This window comes from Taibaiella soli, assembly GCF_003236175.1.
In the GTDB taxonomy this organism is placed as follows: domain Bacteria; phylum Bacteroidota; class Bacteroidia; order Chitinophagales; family Chitinophagaceae; genus QKTW01.
The window spans coordinates 275430-295208 of record NZ_QKTW01000017.1 but is presented as its reverse complement, the minus strand read 5'-3'; the positions used below and the strand labels follow the sequence as shown (position 1 = coordinate 295208).

Here is a 19779-nt window from a genome sequence, read left to right as displayed (position 1 = left end):
AGTTTTTTTTAAAAGAACTTGCAAAACAGAGAAGCAGTTGTATCTTTGCACTCCCAAAGGGGGAAATGGCTGCGTAGCTCAACTGAATAGAGCATCTCACTACGGATGAGAAGGTTTCAGGTTTGAATCCTGACGCGGTCACTTTTAAGGATTGAAGATCATTGATTTTCAATCCTTTTTTCTTGTCGGTGTGTCGATGTTTTTCGCTTTTTCGGGATCAAGTAGAATTCTTGGGGGATGAAGAAAAAGATAGTTGCTTTGGAATCTTAAGATTTATCCTTGGGGACAGAGCGATACAGAGCGCTCGCGATTCTTAAAAATCACCTACCATTTCTTTTCTACCGCAGGTTATCCTATAAGCTGGGACGGTAGTTTTCTTCAAACTGGGGCAGATGTAGGGCTCTTTGTGCATCTACTTTTGCCAACCACCGCATACTTACAACGAGATATCGGATAAAAGGAGCGGTGTGTTCTTTTATGATGATTAAAGAATTTCCCTGGGAAAAGTATTTGAAACGAAAAGTGAAAACTACTTGCCTTGGCAAGATGCTGGCGTATATATTTTGCCTGACCTTATCGATGCCGGCGAAGGCACAACTTGAGTTGTACGGTAAAATCAATAAAAGCGGATACGTTGAACCCGTGATCGATTATTACGGAAGCAAGCAGATAAGCAAACGGTTTGCAATCACATTTTTCGGTCTGGTACGGCAACAATGGAGCCAGGCACTCATCGGCGGTACCTATATGCCAACACCGAATGTCAACATTTCTGTATCTGCCGGAATAGAACATGGTCAACACCTTCCACGCTATTCTGCGAGCATATGGCTGAAACAAGGATCAAACACGTTTTTAATTCTTGGGGAACTCGGCAGCGGATATGATAACTATCTCTACAAGATAAATGTATTCCACCAGTTCTCTGATAAGATTAGCGTAGGTGTCATGGATTGGCGTTATCACGGTCTCGGCCCCAACTTCAGGTACTCTATTGCTAAAATGGAATCTACGGTATGGATAATGCCGGCATACGATCATGAGCAAGAAGTGGCGAGGTGCATGGTTGGGTATATGCTGCAGCTGTAGCCTACGTTCAGACTAAATGATTTTCTTTAGCGTTTCGAGCGATTTCAAAATTTCCTGTTCCGTCAGCGATGCAAAACCCATTCTCAGTCCATTGGGCTTAAACATTTCGTTCTCATAAAAAGAACCGTCTGCAATTTTTAGTCCTTTTTTCAGTGCAAGCTGCGAGAGCTTTCGCAGGTCCATACGCTTATCAAAAAGAGACCATACGGCAAGGCCGCCTTCTGGCGTGTCAAAGGAGAGTATGTCTTTAAAGTCTGTATTTAATATTTCGCAAAACAAATTGCGTCTTTGCTGGTAAATTTTTATTGCCTTGCGAAAATGACGCTCCATTTCTCCATTGTTATATAGGCTGGAAAACGCTTCTTCCAATAACGAGTCACCCTGTTTGTCAATGAGCTGCCGTAGCGACGAGCAAGCATCTACAAATTTTGGTTCTGCAATTAAAAATCCAATGCGAAGCGCCGGGGCAAACGTTTTGGTGATAGAACCAATATAGATCACGTTGTGATTATGATCAATGCTGGCCAGTGGCAGGTAGGGTTTATTGCTGTAATGAAAATCGAAATCGTAATCATCCTCGATGATGGCGAAACGGTATTGCCGGGCCAGTTCCAGCAATTTCAACCGCCTGTCTGTACTCATAGTCACCGTGGTGGGAAAATGATGGTGCGGAATAATGTAAACTGCTTTTATGGCTTCCCGCTTTAGCCTGTCTTCTAAAACATCAACGTCCATTCCGAAACTATCGACCGGTATCCGCAGCAGATTTACGCCTGAATACCTGAAGATTTCATCAGCAGAGCGATAATTCGATACGCCAACGGCAATCTTATCATTTGGACGAAACAGAAGTTGTGTGGCTAAATAAATGCCCATCTGGCTGCCCTTTGTAATCAATATATTTTCCGGTTGAATATTGAGTCCCCTGGTGTCGGATAAATAGCGGCGCAACGCCTCGCGCAGGTTTTCGGAACCTTTGGGGAAACCATATTTAAGAAAGTTCTTCCCGTACATTCTTTTGGCGATGCTACGGTATTCACGCATCAGCAGATCAACCGGTGTTAATCGTACATCAGGAAAACCATCGTCGATCGTCAAAATCGATTGCTGAAAATCATCGGTTTCCTGCTGGCCTTCAAATGGATTGTGCCACGAAAAAGAATTGACCTGTTTCTGGGAATCCTCAGCGGTATTGTTTGTTCTGCGTCTGTTGACAACTGGCAGTTTTGAGCTTACGAAGATGCCTTTGCGCTCAATGGAGACCACCCAGTCCTGGATAATAAGCTCTTCATAAGCCAATTTTACAGTATTTCGATTGAGGCCGAGTAGCTCCGATAAAACGCGACTGCTGGGCAATGCATCATTCGGTTGCAGCGTGCCGTTTGTGATCAGGCCGATAAACGCGTTACCAAGTTGCACGTATAGTGAGACGTTCGAATCACGGTTGAGCTGTATTAAAGTCTTATATGGCAACATCAGGATGGCGTTTGACAGATGATAATGGAAATCTTGTAAATGTCTGGTTCGGCAAAAGACTCATTCAAATTTAAAAAACAAAAACTGCTCCTCTGCGAAAAAAGGAACAGTTATGTTATCCTGGTAGGAGACTATATCTAGGCCACTTCCGGAATCAATTGGGTAGTAATGCCAATTCGGTTCCATGCATTGATGGTAATAATGGCAAGAATTACCTGCGCCAGATAGGTTTCACCTAAAGCGGATAAAGCGCTGGCATAAGTCTGATCTTTTACATGATTGCCGATCAGCGTTACCTCTTCTGTTAAAGCTAATACCGCGCGTTCTTCGTCCGAGAAAAACGGGGTGTCTCGCCAGGTATTCAGCGCATAAATCCGTTGCTCTGTTTCTCCAGACTTACGGGCTTCTTTGGTATGCATATCGATACAGAATGCACAACCATTGATTTGCGAGGCTCTGATTTTAATTAGATCCTTGTGCGTTTTGGTAAGCGGGGTGCTTTCAATAAATTTTTCAAGACCCAGAATCGCTTTATAGCCCGATGGCGCTACCTGGTCTATTTTGATACGTGAACTCATATGCTATTTGATTGATTAATTGAGTACAATTTGTTTGATGAAGTCGGAACTAATCCTTTGTTGTCTTCAGCAATTTGTCCAGGCTCCAGTTGTAATTCGGCATAAACGACAATAAAAAGCCTGCAGCCGATGCCGTAAAAACGCCATAGTTAATTGGCTTTTGTATGCCCACGGAAAGTGTCATGAATACGATAAAGGTCAGTGTAATCAACGACGCGCCAAGCGCCGCATATCTTGTTTTAAATCCCACGATCAGACAGATGCCAATGAGCAATTCGGATACGGTTGCAATGCCTCCCATGATGTTGGTAACAGACCGGCTGAATATCGGCATCAGTGTAGAAGTGTAATTGATGAAGTTTTCCCAATTGCCCCATTCAATATTGCCAGTGCCGGGTGCGCCCAGAATACCCAGCCGGTCGAAAACAGGCGTTAAAAACGTGATACCTAATGCCCATCTCAATAGTAACTGAGGAATGTTGAACTTATTTTCCATGTCTTTTTTGCTTTTGATTTTACACAAAGGTATCGCCGCGTTGGACCGGATTATTAGCCCAGAATCCACAAAAGACATGGCCCAGGAGTCGTTGCGGCTGGGCTATCTGTTTTGCCCGATCTGGGATATGATCAGCACTATATGTGGCGCTAGTTTCGCAAGATGGTACTGAAAGAAATTGGTACGCTCCAATGAATACGAACAGAATTAAAGGAAGTTTATTGATTGCGGCTGCAGCTTGCTGCTACGGTATGCTCGGGACTTTTGTGAAGCTGGCTTACCTCGATGGTTTTACTACCGCGGAGATCACTGTTGCGCAATTCTCAATTGGGTTTTTAAGCTTGTTGCTTTTAAGTTCAGGCACGCGCAACGATGTGATTGATCTCGGGAAAAAACGGACAGGAAGAAAGGACTATTTGAAGGTTGTCGCTGCAGGAAGTTCGTTGGGCCTTACCAGTATTTCCTACTATATGGCGGTAAAATATATTGCCGTGAGTTTGGGAATTGTGCTGCTGTTGCAAGCTGTTTGGATGAGTGTGGTGCTTGAATGCATATTAAATAAAAAGCGGCGTCGTATCATGCAAATTGTCGCCGTGTTGCTTATCTTTTTTGGAACTATCCTTGCTACGGGAACACTGCAACACACCAGTGCGATCAACTGGACTGGTATCGGATGGGGACTGTTTGCGGCGGTTTGTTATACGGCAACCATGTATTCCTCCAGCCATTTGCAGCTTCAGCTTCCGCCCATGAAAAGAAGTTTTTTGATGGTAACAGGAGGGTTTGTCATTGTACTCGTATTCTTTGCTCCAGAACTCATTCGAGGATTTTCATTTAAAATATTTCTGACTTGGGGCATCCTGGTTTCGCTGTTTGGTACCGTTCTTCCGCCTATTTTATTTACCAGGGGAATGCCGCTTACAGGAATGGGTTTGGGCGCAATGCTGACATCGCTCGAAGTGCCGGTAGCCATCCTTTTTGCGCACTTTCTTTTAGGAGAATCTATAAGTCTGCTGCAATGGTCGGGTGTTATTTTTATACTTGTTGCGATCATCCTGATCAACCGGCGAAAACTAAATGCTAACGCCAACAAAAATTAAATGAACTATTTTTTCATCGGTTGAATGATCAGCTTCCTGTGTGCTAAGCCCCAGGCTTCAATTTCGTTGATAACTCTTTCCAGCGTTTGGCCATGCTTCGTTAGTTCATACTCCACGGTAACCGGTTTAGTATTCATGATGGTCCGGCTAACAAGCAAGTTGATTTCAAGTTCATGAAGTTCTTTGGAAAGCATTTTCGCAGCGATACCATCAACCTCCCGAAGCAGATCCATAAAACGCAATTTCCCGTGCTTCATCAGCGCACCTACAATCTTAAACTTCCATTTGCCGGACAACAATTGCATGGTGTCATTGATCGCCTGCATGCCTTTAATGCATTCAGCTGAGTTTTCCGTACGCTCCTTTTTATTCATTTGATTCTGTTGGTAGTTTCCTTTGGGAAACTAGTTTCTAAGAGGTAATCCATTACAAATGTAAACTCAAGTGCCGGTAATTTTGATAAAAATTAATAACAATGAAAATTCTTGAAAGCATATCAATCGGCAATCTGGAACTCAAAAACAGAATGGTAATGGCTCCTATGACGAGAAGCCGTGCGAATGACGAAGGTGTGATAAATGACTTGGCTGTAGTGTATTACAAACAGCGGGCAACAGCCGGTCTGATCATTTCAGAAGCAATCAATATTTCGGTGCAAGGTAAAGGCATGCCTAATACACCCGGTCTTTATGCTGATGAACAAATCGCTGCATGGAAAAAAATAACAGATGCGGTACACGACGCAGGTGGGAAAATATTCGCTCAATTGAGCCATGCGGGCAGGGTAGCGCACTCTATGAACCGAGATGGAATATTGCCGGTAGCTCCGTCTGCTGTATCAATCAAAGGTCAGAAAGCGCACACCTCAAATGGGCAAATGGATTATGAAACTCCGTCTGAGTTGACCGTTTCGGAAATAGAAAGCATTATCGAGGACTATATGCGGGCTGGGGCCAATGCGCTGAAGGCCGGTTTTGATGGGGTAGAATTGCACGCGGCATTGGGTTATTTGCCCAATCAGTTTTTAATTGAATCCTCCAATCTGAGATCGGACGAGTATGGTGGAACGATCGAAAATAGAATGCGATTTATAGTCGAAGTATTGAAAGGGTTAATTGCAATTGTTGGAATCGATAAAGTGGGTGTCAAATTATCACCTGCAATACCGATCAACAATATGTTTGACGATAATCAGAAAGAAGTGTATAGCCAGCTCTTCCTTGCTTTGAACAAATTGCCACTCGCTTATGTTCACCTGATGGAAGCCTTATTTCCGCTTGAAGATTTCCCTCATTTTCCTCAGAAGCCGCTATACGAAACGGGACATCTGATCAATATACCAATCATCACGAATGGTGGCTATAACAGAGATAGCGCAGAAGCTGTAGTTCAGGAAAATAAAGCACAACTGGTTTCGTTTGGCGGCCTTTTCCTGGCGAATCCGGATTTGCCGAGGCGTTTTGAATTAAATGCTTCTTTGAATGAGCCCGACCGTGCAACAATGTATGTTGGCGGTGACGAAAAAGGTTATACAGATTACCCAACGTTAAATGCGATATGAATAGAGGAGCTAGAACGCGGGTTTTAAATTAAATTTACAGGAAGTATCGCGTCAGATACGCCATATAAATTTCCCGCTATGAACAAGTTTCTGGCAGTTGTTGTATTCATTTGTGCATTTGCAAGTGCCCAGGCACAAAATCAGCGAACGGTTGATTCCTTACTAGACGCAGCAAAACATGCTAATTCAGATACTGCGCGGATCAATCTGTTGCTCGGGCTAGCAAAAATATACATAGTTAAAGAAGGAGATGTTGCAGCCGATCTCAATGTGGCCGCCGGTTACATGGCACAGGCGGAGCAGATCAATGCAAAGGTGCGCTCGGCAGATGCCACGGGTTATATCACATTGGTGTCTTCCTATTTTGAAAAAGATAAAAGCAACGGCGCGCAAAGCAAGGCGCTTGCCGAAAAAGCGCTGCAACAACTTGCTGCAAATGGTACCAAATTACATCTTGGTGAAGCGTATTATGCGGTTGCAGATTACTACAATGTTCAGGATGAAAGTGAGGCCGATAAAAGGATTCAATTAACGCAGCTCGGCATTAAGGCATATAAAGATGCGGGTGATATACAAAATGAAGCGTACGGTTACCAGTTGCTCGGTGGGCTGTATTCCATGCCGGCAGAATGTCTGGCGGCGCTCAAGCGGTCGCTTTCTTTGTACCAGTCGATACACTATAGACAATTGCAGGAAGTTTATATGCTGATGGGGGACTGTTATGCTGCCGAAAGCAACTATACACAGGCGCTCGATTATGATTTGCAGGCACTTAAGACGGCTGAGGCTGCTGGCGATTCTACGATGCTGTTTAGTCAGATCAACAATCACATTGCTATCGTTTACGATCATCTGAAAGATTATCCGAACTCCATTATTTACTATCGCAAAGCATTGCCCGTAGCAATAAAATACAAAGACAAAGCGGCGATTTTTCTGATCACTACAAATATAGTAGATGCCTACCTGAAAACTAACCGGCCTGAAGAAGCGCGTCAATTGCTGACCGAAGTGCGCAGCCGATTTCCTGTTCCGTCAGATTATCTCAACAGGTATCGGAATGCGGCCGCTTTTATGAATGTGTACATCGCACTCAAACAGTATGATTCCGCAAAAATTTACAGTCAGCAGTTATTAAATCTTGTCAACGACAAAAGTAGTCCGGCCAACGAGTACATGCGTTCGGATATTTACATCTATCTAATCAAATACTATCTCGCTGTCAAAGATTTTGCGCCGGCCAGAGCGTTGCTTGTGAAAAATGATGAACTGGTGCGTACTACTAAGAGCCTTACCCGTCTCCGGACCAGCAATGGTCTTTGGTTTTCGCTGGACACGCTTACCGGGAATTATAAATCTGCCGTAGCGCATCTGATGAAATATAAGGAGATCAACGATTCTCTTTTTACGGAGAGTAAAAGCAAACAGCTCGGGCAATTGCAGGTGCAATATGAAACAGAAAAGAAAGAAGAAAAGATCCGTCAGTTAAATCAGCAGGCCATGCTTGAAAAAGCAAACTTGCGCCAGGCATTACTGATAAAAAATATCACCGTCGCAGGTATCATTCTCGTATTAATTATAGCAGGAATGGTATTAAGACAGAGCATTCAACGGAAGAGAAATAACGGCATTATCACCCAGAAAAATCAGCAGTTGAACGATATGCTGATAGAGAAGGAATGGTTGTTGAAGGAAGTGCATCACCGCGTGAAAAACAACCTTCATATGGTCATCTGCCTGCTCGAGTCTCAGGCATATTACCTAGAAGACGATGCCTTGAAAGCTATTGAAAATACACAACACCGTATCTATGCCATGTCGCTGATACATCAGAAGCTTTATCAGTCGGATGATGTAAAGACCATTGACATGGCGCTTTATCTGAATGAATTTGTGCATCATCTGACCGAAAGTTTTGGCGCGCCTGCACATATTCATACGAGGCTGAACGTAGCGTCGTTAAAGCTGGACGTTTCGCAGGCGATTCCGCTCGGATTGCTGATCAATGAGGCAATGACCAATGCTTACAAATACGCATTCCCCGAGGGGAAACAAGGAGAAATATATCTGGAACTGCAGCCGGATGGTGCAAACATCAGAATGGTTGTAGCCGATAACGGAGTAGGCATGGGACACCATATTGCTGATGAAGATGCGGATTCGCTTGGACTTGAATTGATAAAAGGCCTTGCAAAAGACATCAACGGAAATGTGTATTTTGACAGCAGTGAAGGGACAAAGATCACCGTTATATTTAACAAAGCTCCTTTCCGGAAAACAGCGCAGACCGCAATTCAGGATTCTATTACCACTTGATTATGGCACACAGGATACTTATCGTTGAAGACCAGTTTATTGAGGCAAACAATCTGAAACTGACCTTGAAAAAGGCAGGTTACCAGGTTTGTTCTATTGCACGCTCAGTGCCGGACGCTCTTGAGATTATAGATTTCGAACGCCCTGAAATTGTGCTGCTGGATATATTTCTGCAAGGTCCGCAGACGGGTATTGATCTCGCTTCTATGCTCAACGAAAAGAATATTCCATTTGTATTTCTTTCGGCCAATTCTAATCGCCAGACACTTGATGCCGCAAAAGCGACGAATCCTTGTGGATTTCTCGTAAAACCTTTTCGGGAGAAGGATGTACTCGTAACACTCGATGTGGCACTATACATTCATCAGCAAAAACAAACCGCAATTGATACGCCGGGAGCAGTACCGAAAATTCCTTCCGACAATAAAGCACTCGCGGATATTATCGGCAAAAGTGCAGGCATTACTGAAATATTAGAACAGGTAACTATCGTCAGTAAATCTGATACCTCAGTGCTTGTGCTTGGTGAAAGCGGCACTGGCAAGGAATTGATTGCTCAGGCGATACATAGCCTTTCGCGACGCAGTGCTGGTCCGCTTGTTGTGGTCAACTGCGGAGCGCTGCCGGCTAATCTCATTGAATCGGAATTGTTTGGTCATGAAAAAGGTGCTTTCACCGGCGCAACGGAAAAGAGGATCGGTCGATTTGAAGCTGCTGATGGCGGAACTGTTTTTCTGGATGAAATCGGTGAATTGCCCCCTGATCTGCAAGTGAAGTTTCTTCGTGTATTACAGGAAAAGGAAATCGAACCCATTGGCGGTAAAAAGAAGAAAATTAATGTGCGTGTCATTGCCGCAACCAATCGTGTTCTGGAAGATGAAATGGCTGCAGGCCGCTTCCGGATGGACTTGTATTACCGGCTTAATGTATTTCCGCTGACGTTGCCGCCACTTCGCAACAGGAAGGAAGATATATTGCTGCTGGCGGAATATTTTTTGAACCTGTACGCAAAACGGGAGCAAAAAAACATCACGGGTTTTACAGAACAAGTAGCTAAGACGCTTGCGGAATATTCGTGGCCAGGTAACATCAGAGAACTGGAAAATCTAATGGAGCGAAGCGTTTTGCTAACTACGGGACGGCTCATTAGTTCTGTTGCATTGCCAAGTGCTGCAAAGAAGGTAAACGCAACGACGACGCAGTTAAAAACAATGACTGAAAACGAACGGGATCATATCCTTGCCGTACTGCAACATTGTGACTGGAAGATTTATGGCCAGGGTGGGGCAGCGGAAATGCTGGACATGAACGCTTCAACCTTGCAATCGAGAATGAAAAAGCTGGGTATCGAAAAAAAGATATCACATAGGAATCCGGGCGAATAGCTCTCCTTTTACTTGTCATCGCTTGCAGTTGAAAATTGCAATATCATCGCCGGCGCGCCGTCAAACGGCTGAATGTCGTCGGCGAAAATTTCCCTGCCTTGTTCCAATGGTCTGATACTCAGTTTTTAGAGAATTGGCACCAAAATTTCATTGATACGTTTCAGCGCCGTCATAATTGTCCTGCTATTGGCTTTATTCATCCATGGTTGGAGAACGACGGTCGCGATAATTTTGTATTCAAATCCTTGCGATCAAAAACAATCATCAACGATCATGAAAAAAATTACAGTACCACAAGCAGAAGAGGTAAGTCAGCAATCTCAGGAATTGTTCGGTATGCTGCAAAAGCGAATTGGTAAAGTGCCGAACCTTTATGGCACTATCGGTTATTCGGCGCATGCGTTGAAAGGGTTTCTCGATTTTGAAGCGGAACTTGCTAAGGGAGTATTCACCCTTCGGGAAAGGGAAGCCGTGGCACTTGCTGTTTCCGAAATTAACCATTGCGAATATTGTCTGGCGGCGCATTCTGTGAGTGCTGTAAGAAGTGGTTTCACTTTAGAAGAAACGCTGCTTATCAGAAGTGGTAACATAGAAGATCCGAAACTGCGCGCAATTGTCCGCCTCGCACAGGCGATTACAGAAACTAGTGGCAGACCTGCAGATCATTTTCTGGAAAACTTTTACAATGCTGGCTATAACGAGATTGCATTGATGGAGCTCGTCGGTCTTATTTCTGTGCGTGTGTTTACCAACTACGTCTATGCACTCACGCAGGTTCCGATTGATTTTCCCGAAGCAACACCATTGAACTAACAATCATCAAAAACTATTGTATGAATCCCGAAGGAATGATTATTAAACGGAGCGTGCATACTGCCAGGGAAACTATTGATCTGGCTGAGACTATTCTGAAGAAGAAAGGCGCTAAAATTTATGCGCGTATTGATCAACAGGCAGAAGCTGCAACTGGGAACATAAAGCTGGGTAAGATCGAATACCTGCTGTTCGGCAACCCCGCAGTGGGAGGTCAGCTCATGGCCGTTGATTCACGTATTGCACTGGATTTGCCGTTGAAACTGATCGCCTGGGAGGATAATGCAGGTGCTACCTGGGTAGCATACAACGATGCGGCTTACTTAGAACAACGTTATTCGCTGAAACCGCAACTGGCAGCGCTTGCGGATATTTCATCGCTTATAGAAGCCGTCACCAGATAAAATCATCTGATGTTTTAATCTTTCAAATCAATCTTATGACTATTACAATTCCTGTTACGGTTACGGACGAGCAAAAGCTGGAAATCGCGAAAACTTTTATTTCGGCGCTCAAGAATAATGACTGGTCACTAATGACATCCATCCTTATGCCAGAGGCCAGCTGGACATTGCCGGGTACTAGTATTTTATCCGGCCTTGCGTCTGGCGCAGAAGCGATTGTTACCCGTACGCAATCGCTGAAAAAATTTGGTGTTCGTTTTGAGTTGAAGCATATACTTATCGGCTATGACAGTGTGGCGTTATCATTGCATAATACTGCAACGCGCGGCGATTTGATGCTCGACGAGCAGGTTGCAATTGTGATGAAACTAAAGGGAGATAAGATACAATATGTCACCACGCTGCTTTCAGATGTGGACGGAATCAATCAGTTTTTTGTGCCTGGCATTATCTGAGCAGCAAACAATATAAGCAACATCATTTCATGAATACTAAATCATAATTATGAGTAATAAAATTCACCATCAGAATCTGATTGTCGGTGACCTTAATATTTTTTATCGTGAGGCCGGACCTGCCGATGCGCCAGTAATATTATTGCTGCACGGTTATCCGACATCGTCTTTCATGTTTCGCAATCTGATACCGATTCTCGCAGAAAAATACCACGTGATTGCGCCCGACTTGCCGGGTTTTGGTTATTCCGATGCGCCGTCAAGGGATGTATTTGCATACACATTCGATCATCTGGCGGAAGTGATGCAAGGTTTCATCGACAAGCTGGAACTGAAATGTTTTGCAATTTATATTTTCGATTACGGCGCGCCGGTTGGTTTGCGGCTCGCACTGGCGAATCAGGAAAAAATAACGGGCATTATTTCTCAAAATGGAAATGCTTATGAAGAGGGCTTGAGCAATGAATGGAATCCGCTGCAAAAATATTGGCAAGAACCAACAGAAGAAAACCGTGAATCGCTGCGTGGATTTATGTCGAAACATGTTACCAGGTTTCAGTATGAACACGGAGTAGCCGATACTTCGCTCATCGCCCCGGAAACTTATACGCTGGATCAGTATTTTCTGGATTTACCCGGCCATCTCGACATACAACTAGATCTGATGCTGGACTATCGTACCAATGTTGCTTTGTATCCAAAATTTCAGGCGTACTTCAGAACTAAAAAACCGCCGATACTGGCGGTGTGGGGTAATAAGGATCCCTATTTTCTGCCGGCAGGCGCAGAAGGTTACAGACGGGATAACCCGCATGCTAAAATCAGATTTTACGACACTGGTCACTTCGCGTTAGAAACGCATGTGGATGTAATTGGGGACGAGATACTCGATTTCCTGAGCGGTTTGTAAGATATCCTTCAAAAGGAAAAAACACAATAATTATATGAACAAAAAAATCAGAGTAGGAATTATTGGGGTTTCTGCCGAAAGAGGCTGGGCTTCTGTAGCGCACATACCGGCGCTTAAGAATTTGCCTCAGTATGAATTGGCGGCTGTAAGTAACCGCGATAAAGCAGTCGCTGAAAATGCAGCTGAAGCTTTCGGAGTGCCGCATGCATTCGGTAGTACATCGGAACTTGTGAATAGTCCGGATGTGGATCTGGTGGTGGTTACAGTGAAAGTGCCGATGCATAAAGAATTAGTGACGGCAGCTATTGAAGCTGGTAAAGATGTGTTTTGCGAATGGCCGCTGGGCAATGGACTTGAAGAATCGGAGACCTTGGCTGCGCTTGCGAAGCGTAAAGGAGTTCGTACCGCAATAGGGTTGCAGTCGCGTGTTGTCCCCGCAGTCAATTACATCAAAGATCTGGTGCAGCAAGGTTATGTAGGTGAAGTCCTTTCTACCTCAATGGTGGGTTCGGGAATATTGTACGGTGCCTTTACTGAGCAATCAGCTGCTTACGCAATGGACAAGAAAAGTGGCGCAGGCATGATGTACTCAACGTTTGGTAATTCCATCGATGCGCTCTGTTATAGCCTTGGTGAATTTAGGGAGCTCTCTGCGACTGTAGCAAATCGTAGGAAGACCACTACTATCATTGAGACGGGTGAATCCATACCGATGAATGTGCACGATCAGATTGCTGTCTCTGGGGTATTGGAAAATGGTGCCGTGGCTACGGTGCATTATCGTGGCGGTATGTCTAAAGGCACTAACTTTTACTGGGAGATCAACGGTACTAAAGGTGATCTCGTCATTACTGCTGATGGTGGACATCCTGGAGTGTTCGGTCTGACGATTAAGGGTAGTACGGATGGGCAAGACGCAATGGAGTCACTTTCCGTGCCGGCAAATTACCATAGTGCAAACAAGGAAGGATTGTCTGAAATAGCAGCTAACGTAGCTGAGAACTACCTGCGCTTCGCCACAGATCTGAATGAAGGCACGCATCTGTCTGCTACGTTTGATGACGCGCTCATTCGTCATCGCATGCTGCACGCAATTGAAATGTCTGCTGCGACAGGCACACGGCAAAGCTATCTTTAGAAGTCAAAAGTCAAAACAGTTGAACTGCTTAGTTTTTTTTGACTTTTGAATTGAAACTGTTTTCTGTTTAGTTATAATAATAGAATGCTGCTTAAACCGGGGTTTTGAATTTTGACTTTTGAATTTTGACTTGAAAAACATCAGCGATTTTTCATTTGTGCGAAAAATAATAACTAAGCGGCGGTTCCTGTTTGCCAAAATTTATTTGCTCGTTTTTACTCATTGAGTGACAACCGGAACATGCAAAAGAAGCATTGACCATCATAACTGGCTGACTGTGCAAATTCGGTTCATCTAATGGTTTATTAAAGCGGGCTACATTCTCACGAGCGTCACTGATTCTGGCTTGCAGCGTGTCTTTGTATAGCCACTGATCAAAAGTAGGAGACAGTTTTGCCAGTTGGTAAATGTCAATCGCTTCTTTCCAGTTGCCGTTTTTTACCAGCATGTCTCCAAAATTGAGATAGAAGCCTTCAAAATTATGCGGTGCAATCCAGGTGTTCAGGCAAGCTCTGGTTACTTCCGGTTTTTTGCCTGCCATTGCGATGATTGTTTTTTGCTTTTCGGACAAGCCAGAAAGTTTGCTGCCTTCGCAGGCACAATCATTAATCGATTCATACTGCCACTGAAGCCCTTTCTGAAAATTTTTATCGGTCGGCGGTAATCTGCTGAAAGTGTATCCAACCGTAAATTTGTTGAACTGCGGCCATTCCTGTACGCATTTTAACCCCATGAAATAACCTTCTGTCTGTTCTTTTTTATTATTCAGTAACGCACCTTCCGCCAGTGACATGTCCGCAAGAAAACCGAGAATACGAGCATCTTTCTCATTCATTTTATAGGCTTCTTCAAAATATCTTCGCGCCAGCAAAACATGTTCTGTAATAGCTGGGTCGGGCTGTTGCAATCGCTGCCGTTCCGAAATAGCCCACACGTGCGTAAACCCAAGGTGGGCCGTTGTAATAAGATCATTTGGATTCGCCGCCAGTGCACTGCATAGTTTCTGCGTCATTACCGGAATACTATCGTAGTTGCCCGCGTGAAAATTATCCCAGAAAAAACGGTTCGCATCTTTTGCAGCTTCTGTTTGCGTAAACACTGGCTTTTTCGTTTCAGTCGTAGAAACTGCAATGTCGGCACAGCCGGCAGCAAAAACGATTGCGACGAGGATAACTATCTTTTTCATGACTAGTTTATTTAAGTTTTACAACGCCCGCTTCTTGCAGGAACGTAAGATTATCTTCCAGATGCCAGTCCTCATACACTTTACCGTTGCGTACATGCAGAATATCGATCGCAAAAAACTCAATCGTGTTTCCAGAAGCGGGATGTCCTGCAGTGGGGCCGGTGTTGTGCCCGGTATAAATTTGACGGCATACGATTTTATCACCCGTGATAATCAGGTCTTCCATGCTGCAATGTAGGTCAGGAACGGATTTTCGGAAGTTTGCGGAGGCGAACAGAATACCTTTAAATCCTTGTGGTCGTCCGTTGGGGAGGGTATTGTCGAAGAAGTTTTCAGAAACGGAAGCACGTAGATATTCTTCCTTGCCTGTATTCCAGAATGCGTAGAAATTCCGTGCGATGGCTATCATCTCGTCACTTTGTTGCTTCGTTAAGGTTCTATCAACTGTGATTGATTTCACAATCGGTATGTCTTCGTTTTGTTCGTCGACATGCTGCGCATCCGAGATAGTTGACATCAGTAAAACGATTAGGAGATTGGTGAGTTTCATATGGTTGGTTTAGGTTTTAAACATAATCGGCATCCGTAATTGAATTTTTATCTGTCAGCGTCATACTCGCGATTTCGTCTTTGCGGAGATAACGTACACCTTCGTACCGGAGCGTGTAGCTGATGAATTGATCTAGAACATTGACCATGGCAGGTGTGCCGCTGATCCGGTCGTGCATACTGAAAGACATCATTCTGCGGCGGGTGGCGCCTTCGTGGTAGAGTTGATCAAATTCCAGTTTCAGTGTTTCCAGATATTGATTTGGAGTATAGTTTTTTCCTTCCAGTAAATAGATGTCATTGCATCGGAGCGTATAAGGAACCACCACAAGTCGTTCGTTATTCAATGAAACAAGAAAAGGTTCGTCGCGGCTCAGATCATCGATGTAGTAAGTAAATCCCAGTTCCTGAAGGATAGCCAGCGTGTTGGGGCTTCTGCGCATCCAATAACAGTTGTAGCCGACGGTTTCTTGCCCTGTGATTTGTTGGATAGCGTCTTTGCTGCTGCGGATAAATTCTTTTTCTTCTTCGTAGCCTAAGGCAAATTGATCGGTCCAGCTTTGCCCATGTCCTGACAATTCGTGGCCTCTTGCCGCAATTTCTTTTGCCAATGCAGGGCTGTGAATTGCCGCTAGTCCTATCGTGTGGCTGGTAACTTTGATGCCGTGTTTGTCCAGCAAATCCAGTAACCGTGGAATGCCTTCTTTATAGCCATACTGAAACCATGTTTTAGCCGGCAGGTCCGGAAACCCAGGTTTCATATTTTGTGGGAACGGATTGTCGAAACCAGTGTCAGGTGCGCCACCAGCTTCAAATTGAAGTGAAGCGGAAATAATCAGTCGACTACCGTCTATCCAGCCGGAAATTTTGTTGCTCATTGAAATTTTTTAGTGAAGCGTAAATGTTTAAAAGAAAACAGCCAGTTTTAGTTTTGCGAAAAATGGTATGCCCGGAGTGAAGCTTATTTGGTCTGTCGGATTGACCTCGTTTTTTAGTTGCGAGGTGTATACAATTTCAGATTCGTTCCATCGCGTATTCAGCAGGTTATCAATTGCGATGCCCAGTTCATATCGTTTGCGCGTATAGTTTACAGTAAGTTGCGTAATGAAATAGCCATGTGCCGTTATCGTATAATCGCTGTTGGCAGCGCGGTTGCGTAGGTATCTGTATCCAACGCCGCCATTGAGTCCGTTCTTAAAATGAAAGCCGAGTGCAGCGGTACTGGTAAATGTAGGTGCCTGTTCTATATAATTATGTCCGCTCGCACTGTCGACGTATCGTGGATGTGCAAGGTTTATATTTACATCTGCAGAAAGCCAGGACGTGCACTGGTAACGAGTACTGAAATCTATTCCCATGCGGGAAGTGCTGCCACTCGGAGCTACTGCGCCTTCTACCTGGTCGGAAAGATCTTGCCCGAAAGTAAATTCCTGTTGCAGGTACAAATACCAGACTGCGCTGTTGACAAACAGGTTTGGAAATGGTTTCCAGTTGATGCCGAGGTCTAGTCCATAAGCATAGGGGATTACTTCAAATCCTTTATTGGCCACTGCGACACGCGCGTCGTTTGAATGAAATCCTTTTCCTGCTTTTAAGTAGAGTTGTGTCGTTTTACTGGCGTTGTACATCAGGTTTATCTTCGGGCTCACAACCGTTTTGTTTACCGTAGATAACGTGGTAGCCGAATCTGATTGGGGCAGTAAATCTTGATAGCGGAACTGGAAATAGTCTGCCCGGATACCAATGTTGATTAACCAGCGACCGGCTTTGATGGTTTCATCTGCATAACTGTTTGCGTTTAGTTCATGCGCTTTTCCCGCCTGAAAGTATCCGATAAATTTTCCGGCTTCTGTGTGATCAGTGCCCAATGGTGATACAATGTCATCGCGTAGTCCCGCGCCGGCCGTTGTTGTAAAAACAGTATTGCCAATGTTTGCAGCGCGTGTAATCCGGCTGTTGTAAAATATCATATCCCGTTTTTCATGCTGACTGAATTCATCACCTGCTACAGGAAAATAATAGTAGTAGCTCATGTTGCTGATAAGGTTAAATGTGTAATGCGAATACCAGAGCGTGTTGTCAAATGTCCACCCATGAGGTAGATTGCTGCAAAGTTTCAAGCCGGCATTCAGTCGCTGTGTATGTCCGCGCTGATTGGAATCGAGGACTCCCCATTGGTCGCTTATGTATCCTTCTGATACTGCCCGGTCAGGTATCTCTCCGGAAGTGCGCCAGTCTGAAGTAAAGTAGGAGGCCGTCAATGTCATGCAGGTGTTCTGCGAAAGTTGCTGATTGTATTTTCCGAAGACATTGTACCGTGAAAAATTTTCCGGCATTTTAAATGGACCGCCATCGGTAAGAAATCCTTCTGCTGCGATATAGGCGTTATGATCAAGTTTGTTTTTCTTCGCCCGTAGCAGATTTATCATGGCTACAGCACGGTAGTTGTGAAACTGACCGGCCTCTATCTTTACCATATTTTGATCCAGCGTCCTTTTGGTAGTGTAGGCAACAAATCCCGCGGTGGTAAAATCACCTTTGTCTGTATAATAAGGCCCTTTGCCAAAATCGTAAGCAGCAACGGTTTCGGGTATTAAGAAATGAATGTCTGCATAGCCCTGTCCATGTGCATGGGTTACCATATTTACTGGCAATCCGTCTACACTGATATTAATATCTGTTCCGTGATCCGCATCAAAGCCACGCAGAAAGATTTGTTCGGCTTTACCGCCGCCCATATGTTGGGAAATAAAAAGCCCCGGCACCAGTCTTAACAGGTCCTGCGAGGATTTGAGCGGTTGTCTGTTGATGTCAAGGCTCGTCATTATTTTATGCGTTTCAATTCTGGTGCCGGAGCCAACGGTAATATCCTTTAGTTGTATATCGCCGCGTTGCAGTTCTATATGCATCATGGCGTCGTGGCTGGCTTTAACCAATTTTGACTGGTAACCGATATGGCTAATCAAAATACTATCGGTTTTGCAGTCTAGACTGAAGATTTCGTTACTATTCGTTAAGCAGTTTTGCTGCGTGCCATACACTTCGACTACAACGGATTCCAGTGGCTCATGTGTTGCTGCTGCCGTTATTTTCCCATGTATCGTGTATTGCTGCGCTTTAATGCTGTGTGGCAGTGCGAATGTAATTAGCAATATTAGAGACGGCCATAGACCTTTACGCGAGCGATGTCGGTGCTGACTGTATTGGAGAGATTGTTTCGTCGCCATAGGTAAACAGTTTAAATTGGTGAGGCAGCGTTTGGTGTGACAATAATTCCTTCGTAAAATCAGCGGCAACATCAGGTGTTATTTTCCCGAACCAGGTGCCCGAAGGCATGCAAATCACGACTGGTCCATCTTTACAACGCCCATTACAAAGTGTTTTCGTCGTATGCACTTGTTCTCCCAAACCACATTGGCTGATTGTTTCCCTGATAATTTCTGTGCTTTGTTCTGCACCGTTTACTTTACATGTCCCGCCGTTACAGAGAAAGAGATGGAGTTTCACTTTAGTCAGATCTTTGATTGCCATGGTTCTTTTTTATTGGCGGAAAGGCCGGTGTACAAAATATAGGAATAGAATAAAATCATTATTGCGAAGAATGAAACACCTAAAAGTGTCAGCACGTTTTCGTCTAGTTCCATAGCAGGAATCAGATGCACGGCCAGCTTATAACCACCGACCAACAGCGAGATGGAAACAATGATCCAGCCAATTTTGCGTCGGTAGGAGCGCACAGACTGGTTGTCTGCCGCATGTTTCATCAATTTAAACAAGATGCGGCTGTCAATAGTATCAGTGATAATCATGCCTGTGGAAAACGCAGTGCCGAGTAGCAGCGCATAAGAAGTAGTGAGTGTTGATGTGGCTGTATAAGCCCATGCGGCAGCCTGTGTATTGGTGTCAAATACCATTGCAAATAAAATGCCGGTGAATACAATTGCCATCGGACTAGAGCTGTTTTTGAGGCGCGCCGGCAGGAAAAGCATTTTGAATCCTTTAGGACGATAGGTTTTGCTTCGTAGTAACATGCGCAGGTTGATCATACCAACACCGATGAGTATCAGGCCGGGAATCCAGTCAAGGATGTTCCAGGTTGCAGCGGAAAAGTGCCAGCTGTGACTTACTTTGCTAATCATTACAGCAATGCAGGTAACTACACTGCCGTGGCCTGTGGCAAACAAAGTGCCTGTCCACTTTGCCAGCCGGGGCTTTATAGATGAATAACGTACGCTGATGTTGTCTATGATGGCGATATGGTCTGGATCAAATCCATGACGTAAGCCCAGCAGGAACATCAATAAGATGCCAGAGAGTTCCATA

At 44.5% G+C, this 19779-nt stretch carries 20 protein-coding genes and 1 tRNA gene; 11 read left to right on the top strand and 10 right to left on the bottom strand.

All coding sequences use genetic code 11. The annotated features are described in order from the left end of the window. Positions 1–67: 67 nt before the first annotated feature. Together DN068_RS12720 and DN068_RS12715 are read left to right on the top strand one after the other, a co-directional pair. Positions 68–141, top strand: a tRNA-Arg gene (locus DN068_RS12720). 381 nt (positions 142–522) lie between these two features. Then, positions 523–1089 carry a hypothetical protein gene (locus tag DN068_RS12715; RefSeq protein WP_123985337.1) on the top strand — a complete coding sequence of 189 codons (567 nt, stop codon included), beginning with the start codon at positions 523–525 and terminating at the stop codon, positions 1087–1089. Positions 1090–1101: 12 nt separating this feature from the next. Here DN068_RS12715 and pdxR read toward each other — a convergent pair whose 3' ends face one another. The 3 genes from pdxR to DN068_RS12700 form a co-directional block, all read right to left on the bottom strand. Further along, positions 1102–2565, bottom strand: a complete 1464-nt coding sequence (gene pdxR / locus DN068_RS12710) for a MocR-like pyridoxine biosynthesis transcription factor PdxR (RefSeq protein ID WP_110999309.1) — start codon at positions 2563–2565, stop codon at positions 1102–1104. 137 nt (positions 2566–2702) lie between these two features. Next, the gene (locus DN068_RS12705; protein WP_110999308.1) at positions 2703–3143 is read right to left on the bottom strand and encodes a carboxymuconolactone decarboxylase family protein; all 441 of its coding nucleotides are present in this window, start codon (positions 3141–3143) and stop codon (positions 2703–2705) included. Positions 3144–3192: 49 nt separating this feature from the next. Further along, positions 3193–3639 carry a DoxX family protein gene (locus DN068_RS12700; protein ID WP_165836385.1) on the bottom strand — a complete coding sequence of 149 codons (447 nt, stop codon included), beginning with the start codon at positions 3637–3639 and terminating at the stop codon, positions 3193–3195. Positions 3640–3830: 191 nt separating this feature from the next. On the opposite strand from DN068_RS12700, the gene DN068_RS12695 reads away from it, so the two are divergent. Then, the gene (locus tag DN068_RS12695; RefSeq protein WP_110999361.1) at positions 3831–4739 is read left to right on the top strand and encodes an EamA family transporter; all 909 of its coding nucleotides are present in this window, start codon (positions 3831–3833) and stop codon (positions 4737–4739) included. 5 nt (positions 4740–4744) lie between these two features. On the opposite strand, the gene DN068_RS12690 is transcribed toward DN068_RS12695, so the two are convergent. After that, positions 4745–5113, bottom strand: a complete 369-nt coding sequence (locus tag DN068_RS12690) for a winged helix-turn-helix transcriptional regulator (RefSeq protein WP_110999306.1) — start codon at positions 5111–5113, stop codon at positions 4745–4747. A gap of 101 nt (positions 5114–5214) precedes the next feature. Here DN068_RS12690 and DN068_RS12685 point away from each other — a divergent pair, with 101 nt between their 5' ends. From DN068_RS12685 to DN068_RS12650, 8 genes are all read left to right on the top strand, one after another. Continuing rightward, positions 5215–6300, top strand: coding sequence for an alkene reductase (locus DN068_RS12685; RefSeq protein WP_110999305.1), 1086 nt, complete (start codon positions 5215–5217; stop codon positions 6298–6300). A 78-nt stretch (positions 6301–6378) separates the two neighbouring features. Then, complete coding sequence (locus DN068_RS12680; RefSeq protein ID WP_110999304.1) at positions 6379–8616, top strand: sensor histidine kinase; 2238 nt, start codon at positions 6379–6381, stop codon at positions 8614–8616. A gap of 2 nt (positions 8617–8618) precedes the next feature. After that, positions 8619–10001 (top strand): sigma-54-dependent transcriptional regulator, encoded by a 1383-nt coding sequence (locus tag DN068_RS12675; RefSeq protein ID WP_110999303.1) that lies wholly within the window; start codon positions 8619–8621, stop codon positions 9999–10001. Between the two features lie 273 nt (positions 10002–10274). Then, positions 10275–10814: a carboxymuconolactone decarboxylase family protein gene (locus tag DN068_RS12670; protein ID WP_110999302.1), complete on the top strand. Its 540-nt coding sequence runs from the start codon at positions 10275–10277 to the stop codon at positions 10812–10814. 20 nt (positions 10815–10834) lie between these two features. After that, positions 10835–11218, top strand: coding sequence for a DUF302 domain-containing protein (locus DN068_RS12665; protein ID WP_110999301.1), 384 nt, complete (start codon positions 10835–10837; stop codon positions 11216–11218). Between the two features lie 35 nt (positions 11219–11253). Further along, positions 11254–11673, top strand: coding sequence for a nuclear transport factor 2-like protein (locus tag DN068_RS12660; protein ID WP_110999300.1), 420 nt, complete (start codon positions 11254–11256; stop codon positions 11671–11673). 49 nt (positions 11674–11722) lie between these two features. Then, entirely contained in the window at positions 11723–12583 is an 861-nt protein-coding gene (locus DN068_RS12655; protein ID WP_110999299.1) for an alpha/beta fold hydrolase, read from the top strand. A gap of 34 nt (positions 12584–12617) precedes the next feature. Next, positions 12618–13721 (top strand): Gfo/Idh/MocA family protein, encoded by a 1104-nt coding sequence (locus DN068_RS12650; RefSeq protein ID WP_110999298.1) that lies wholly within the window; start codon positions 12618–12620, stop codon positions 13719–13721. Between the two features lie 151 nt (positions 13722–13872). Here the strand turns inward: DN068_RS12650 and DN068_RS12645 are convergent, their stop codons facing one another. From DN068_RS12645 to DN068_RS12625, 6 genes are read right to left on the bottom strand one after another with little or no spacing between them, the layout of a single operon-like run. Continuing rightward, positions 13873–14907 (bottom strand): hypothetical protein, encoded by a 1035-nt coding sequence (locus DN068_RS12645; protein ID WP_110999297.1) that lies wholly within the window; start codon positions 14905–14907, stop codon positions 13873–13875. 7 nt (positions 14908–14914) lie between these two features. Next, complete coding sequence (locus tag DN068_RS12640) at positions 14915–15424, bottom strand: ester cyclase (protein ID WP_207798923.1); 510 nt, start codon at positions 15422–15424, stop codon at positions 14915–14917. Between the two features lie 49 nt (positions 15425–15473). Then, positions 15474–16334, bottom strand: a complete 861-nt coding sequence (locus DN068_RS12635) for a polysaccharide deacetylase family protein (protein WP_110999295.1) — start codon at positions 16332–16334, stop codon at positions 15474–15476. A gap of 27 nt (positions 16335–16361) precedes the next feature. Continuing rightward, positions 16362–18608: a TonB-dependent receptor gene (locus DN068_RS12630; RefSeq protein ID WP_165836384.1), complete on the bottom strand. Its 2247-nt coding sequence runs from the start codon at positions 18606–18608 to the stop codon at positions 16362–16364. Positions 18609–18630: 22 nt separating this feature from the next. Beyond that, complete coding sequence (locus tag DN068_RS22145) at positions 18631–18987, bottom strand: (2Fe-2S) ferredoxin domain-containing protein (RefSeq protein WP_165836383.1); 357 nt, start codon at positions 18985–18987, stop codon at positions 18631–18633. After that, on the bottom strand, positions 18969–19778 hold the full coding sequence (locus DN068_RS12625) for a HoxN/HupN/NixA family nickel/cobalt transporter (protein WP_110999293.1): 810 nt from the start codon (positions 19776–19778) through the stop codon (positions 18969–18971). The genes DN068_RS22145 and DN068_RS12625 overlap by 19 nt, the downstream gene beginning before the upstream one ends. Position 19779 lies beyond the last annotated feature (1 nt).

What these genes read in the sequence shown, in the direction of transcription:
- DN068_RS12705 (WP_110999308.1), bottom strand. Translation starts at nt 3,143, where the DNA reads ATGAGTTCACGTATCAAAATAGACCAGGTAGCGCCATCGGGCTATAAA.
- DN068_RS12680 (WP_110999304.1), top strand. Translation starts at nt 6,379, where the DNA reads ATGAACAAGTTTCTGGCAGTTGTTGTATTCATTTGTGCATTTGCAAGT.
- DN068_RS12670 (WP_110999302.1), top strand. Translation starts at nt 10,275, where the DNA reads ATGAAAAAAATTACAGTACCACAAGCAGAAGAGGTAAGTCAGCAATCT.
- DN068_RS12635 (WP_110999295.1), bottom strand. Translation starts at nt 16,334, where the DNA reads ATGAGCAACAAAATTTCCGGCTGGATAGACGGTAGTCGACTGATTATT.
- DN068_RS12685 (WP_110999305.1), top strand. Translation starts at nt 5,215, where the DNA reads ATGAAAATTCTTGAAAGCATATCAATCGGCAATCTGGAACTCAAAAAC.
- DN068_RS12640 (WP_207798923.1), bottom strand. Translation starts at nt 15,424, where the DNA reads ATGTCAACTATCTCGGATGCGCAGCATGTCGACGAACAAAACGAAGAC.
- DN068_RS12655 (WP_110999299.1), top strand. Translation starts at nt 11,723, where the DNA reads ATGAGTAATAAAATTCACCATCAGAATCTGATTGTCGGTGACCTTAAT.
- DN068_RS12675 (WP_110999303.1), top strand. Translation starts at nt 8,619, where the DNA reads ATGGCACACAGGATACTTATCGTTGAAGACCAGTTTATTGAGGCAAAC.
- DN068_RS12645 (WP_110999297.1), bottom strand. Translation starts at nt 14,907, where the DNA reads ATGAAAAAGATAGTTATCCTCGTCGCAATCGTTTTTGCTGCCGGCTGT.
- DN068_RS12665 (WP_110999301.1), top strand. Translation starts at nt 10,835, where the DNA reads ATGAATCCCGAAGGAATGATTATTAAACGGAGCGTGCATACTGCCAGG.
- DN068_RS22145 (WP_165836383.1), bottom strand. Translation starts at nt 18,987, where the DNA reads ATGGCAATCAAAGATCTGACTAAAGTGAAACTCCATCTCTTTCTCTGT.
- DN068_RS12690 (WP_110999306.1), bottom strand. Translation starts at nt 5,113, where the DNA reads ATGAATAAAAAGGAGCGTACGGAAAACTCAGCTGAATGCATTAAAGGC.
- DN068_RS12625 (WP_110999293.1), bottom strand. Translation starts at nt 19,778, where the DNA reads ATGGAACTCTCTGGCATCTTATTGATGTTCCTGCTGGGCTTACGTCAT.
- DN068_RS12660 (WP_110999300.1), top strand. Translation starts at nt 11,254, where the DNA reads ATGACTATTACAATTCCTGTTACGGTTACGGACGAGCAAAAGCTGGAA.
- pdxR (WP_110999309.1), bottom strand. Translation starts at nt 2,565, where the DNA reads ATGTTGCCATATAAGACTTTAATACAGCTCAACCGTGATTCGAACGTC.
- DN068_RS12650 (WP_110999298.1), top strand. Translation starts at nt 12,618, where the DNA reads ATGAACAAAAAAATCAGAGTAGGAATTATTGGGGTTTCTGCCGAAAGA.
- DN068_RS12700 (WP_165836385.1), bottom strand. Translation starts at nt 3,639, where the DNA reads ATGGAAAATAAGTTCAACATTCCTCAGTTACTATTGAGATGGGCATTA.
- DN068_RS12695 (WP_110999361.1), top strand. Translation starts at nt 3,831, where the DNA reads ATGAATACGAACAGAATTAAAGGAAGTTTATTGATTGCGGCTGCAGCT.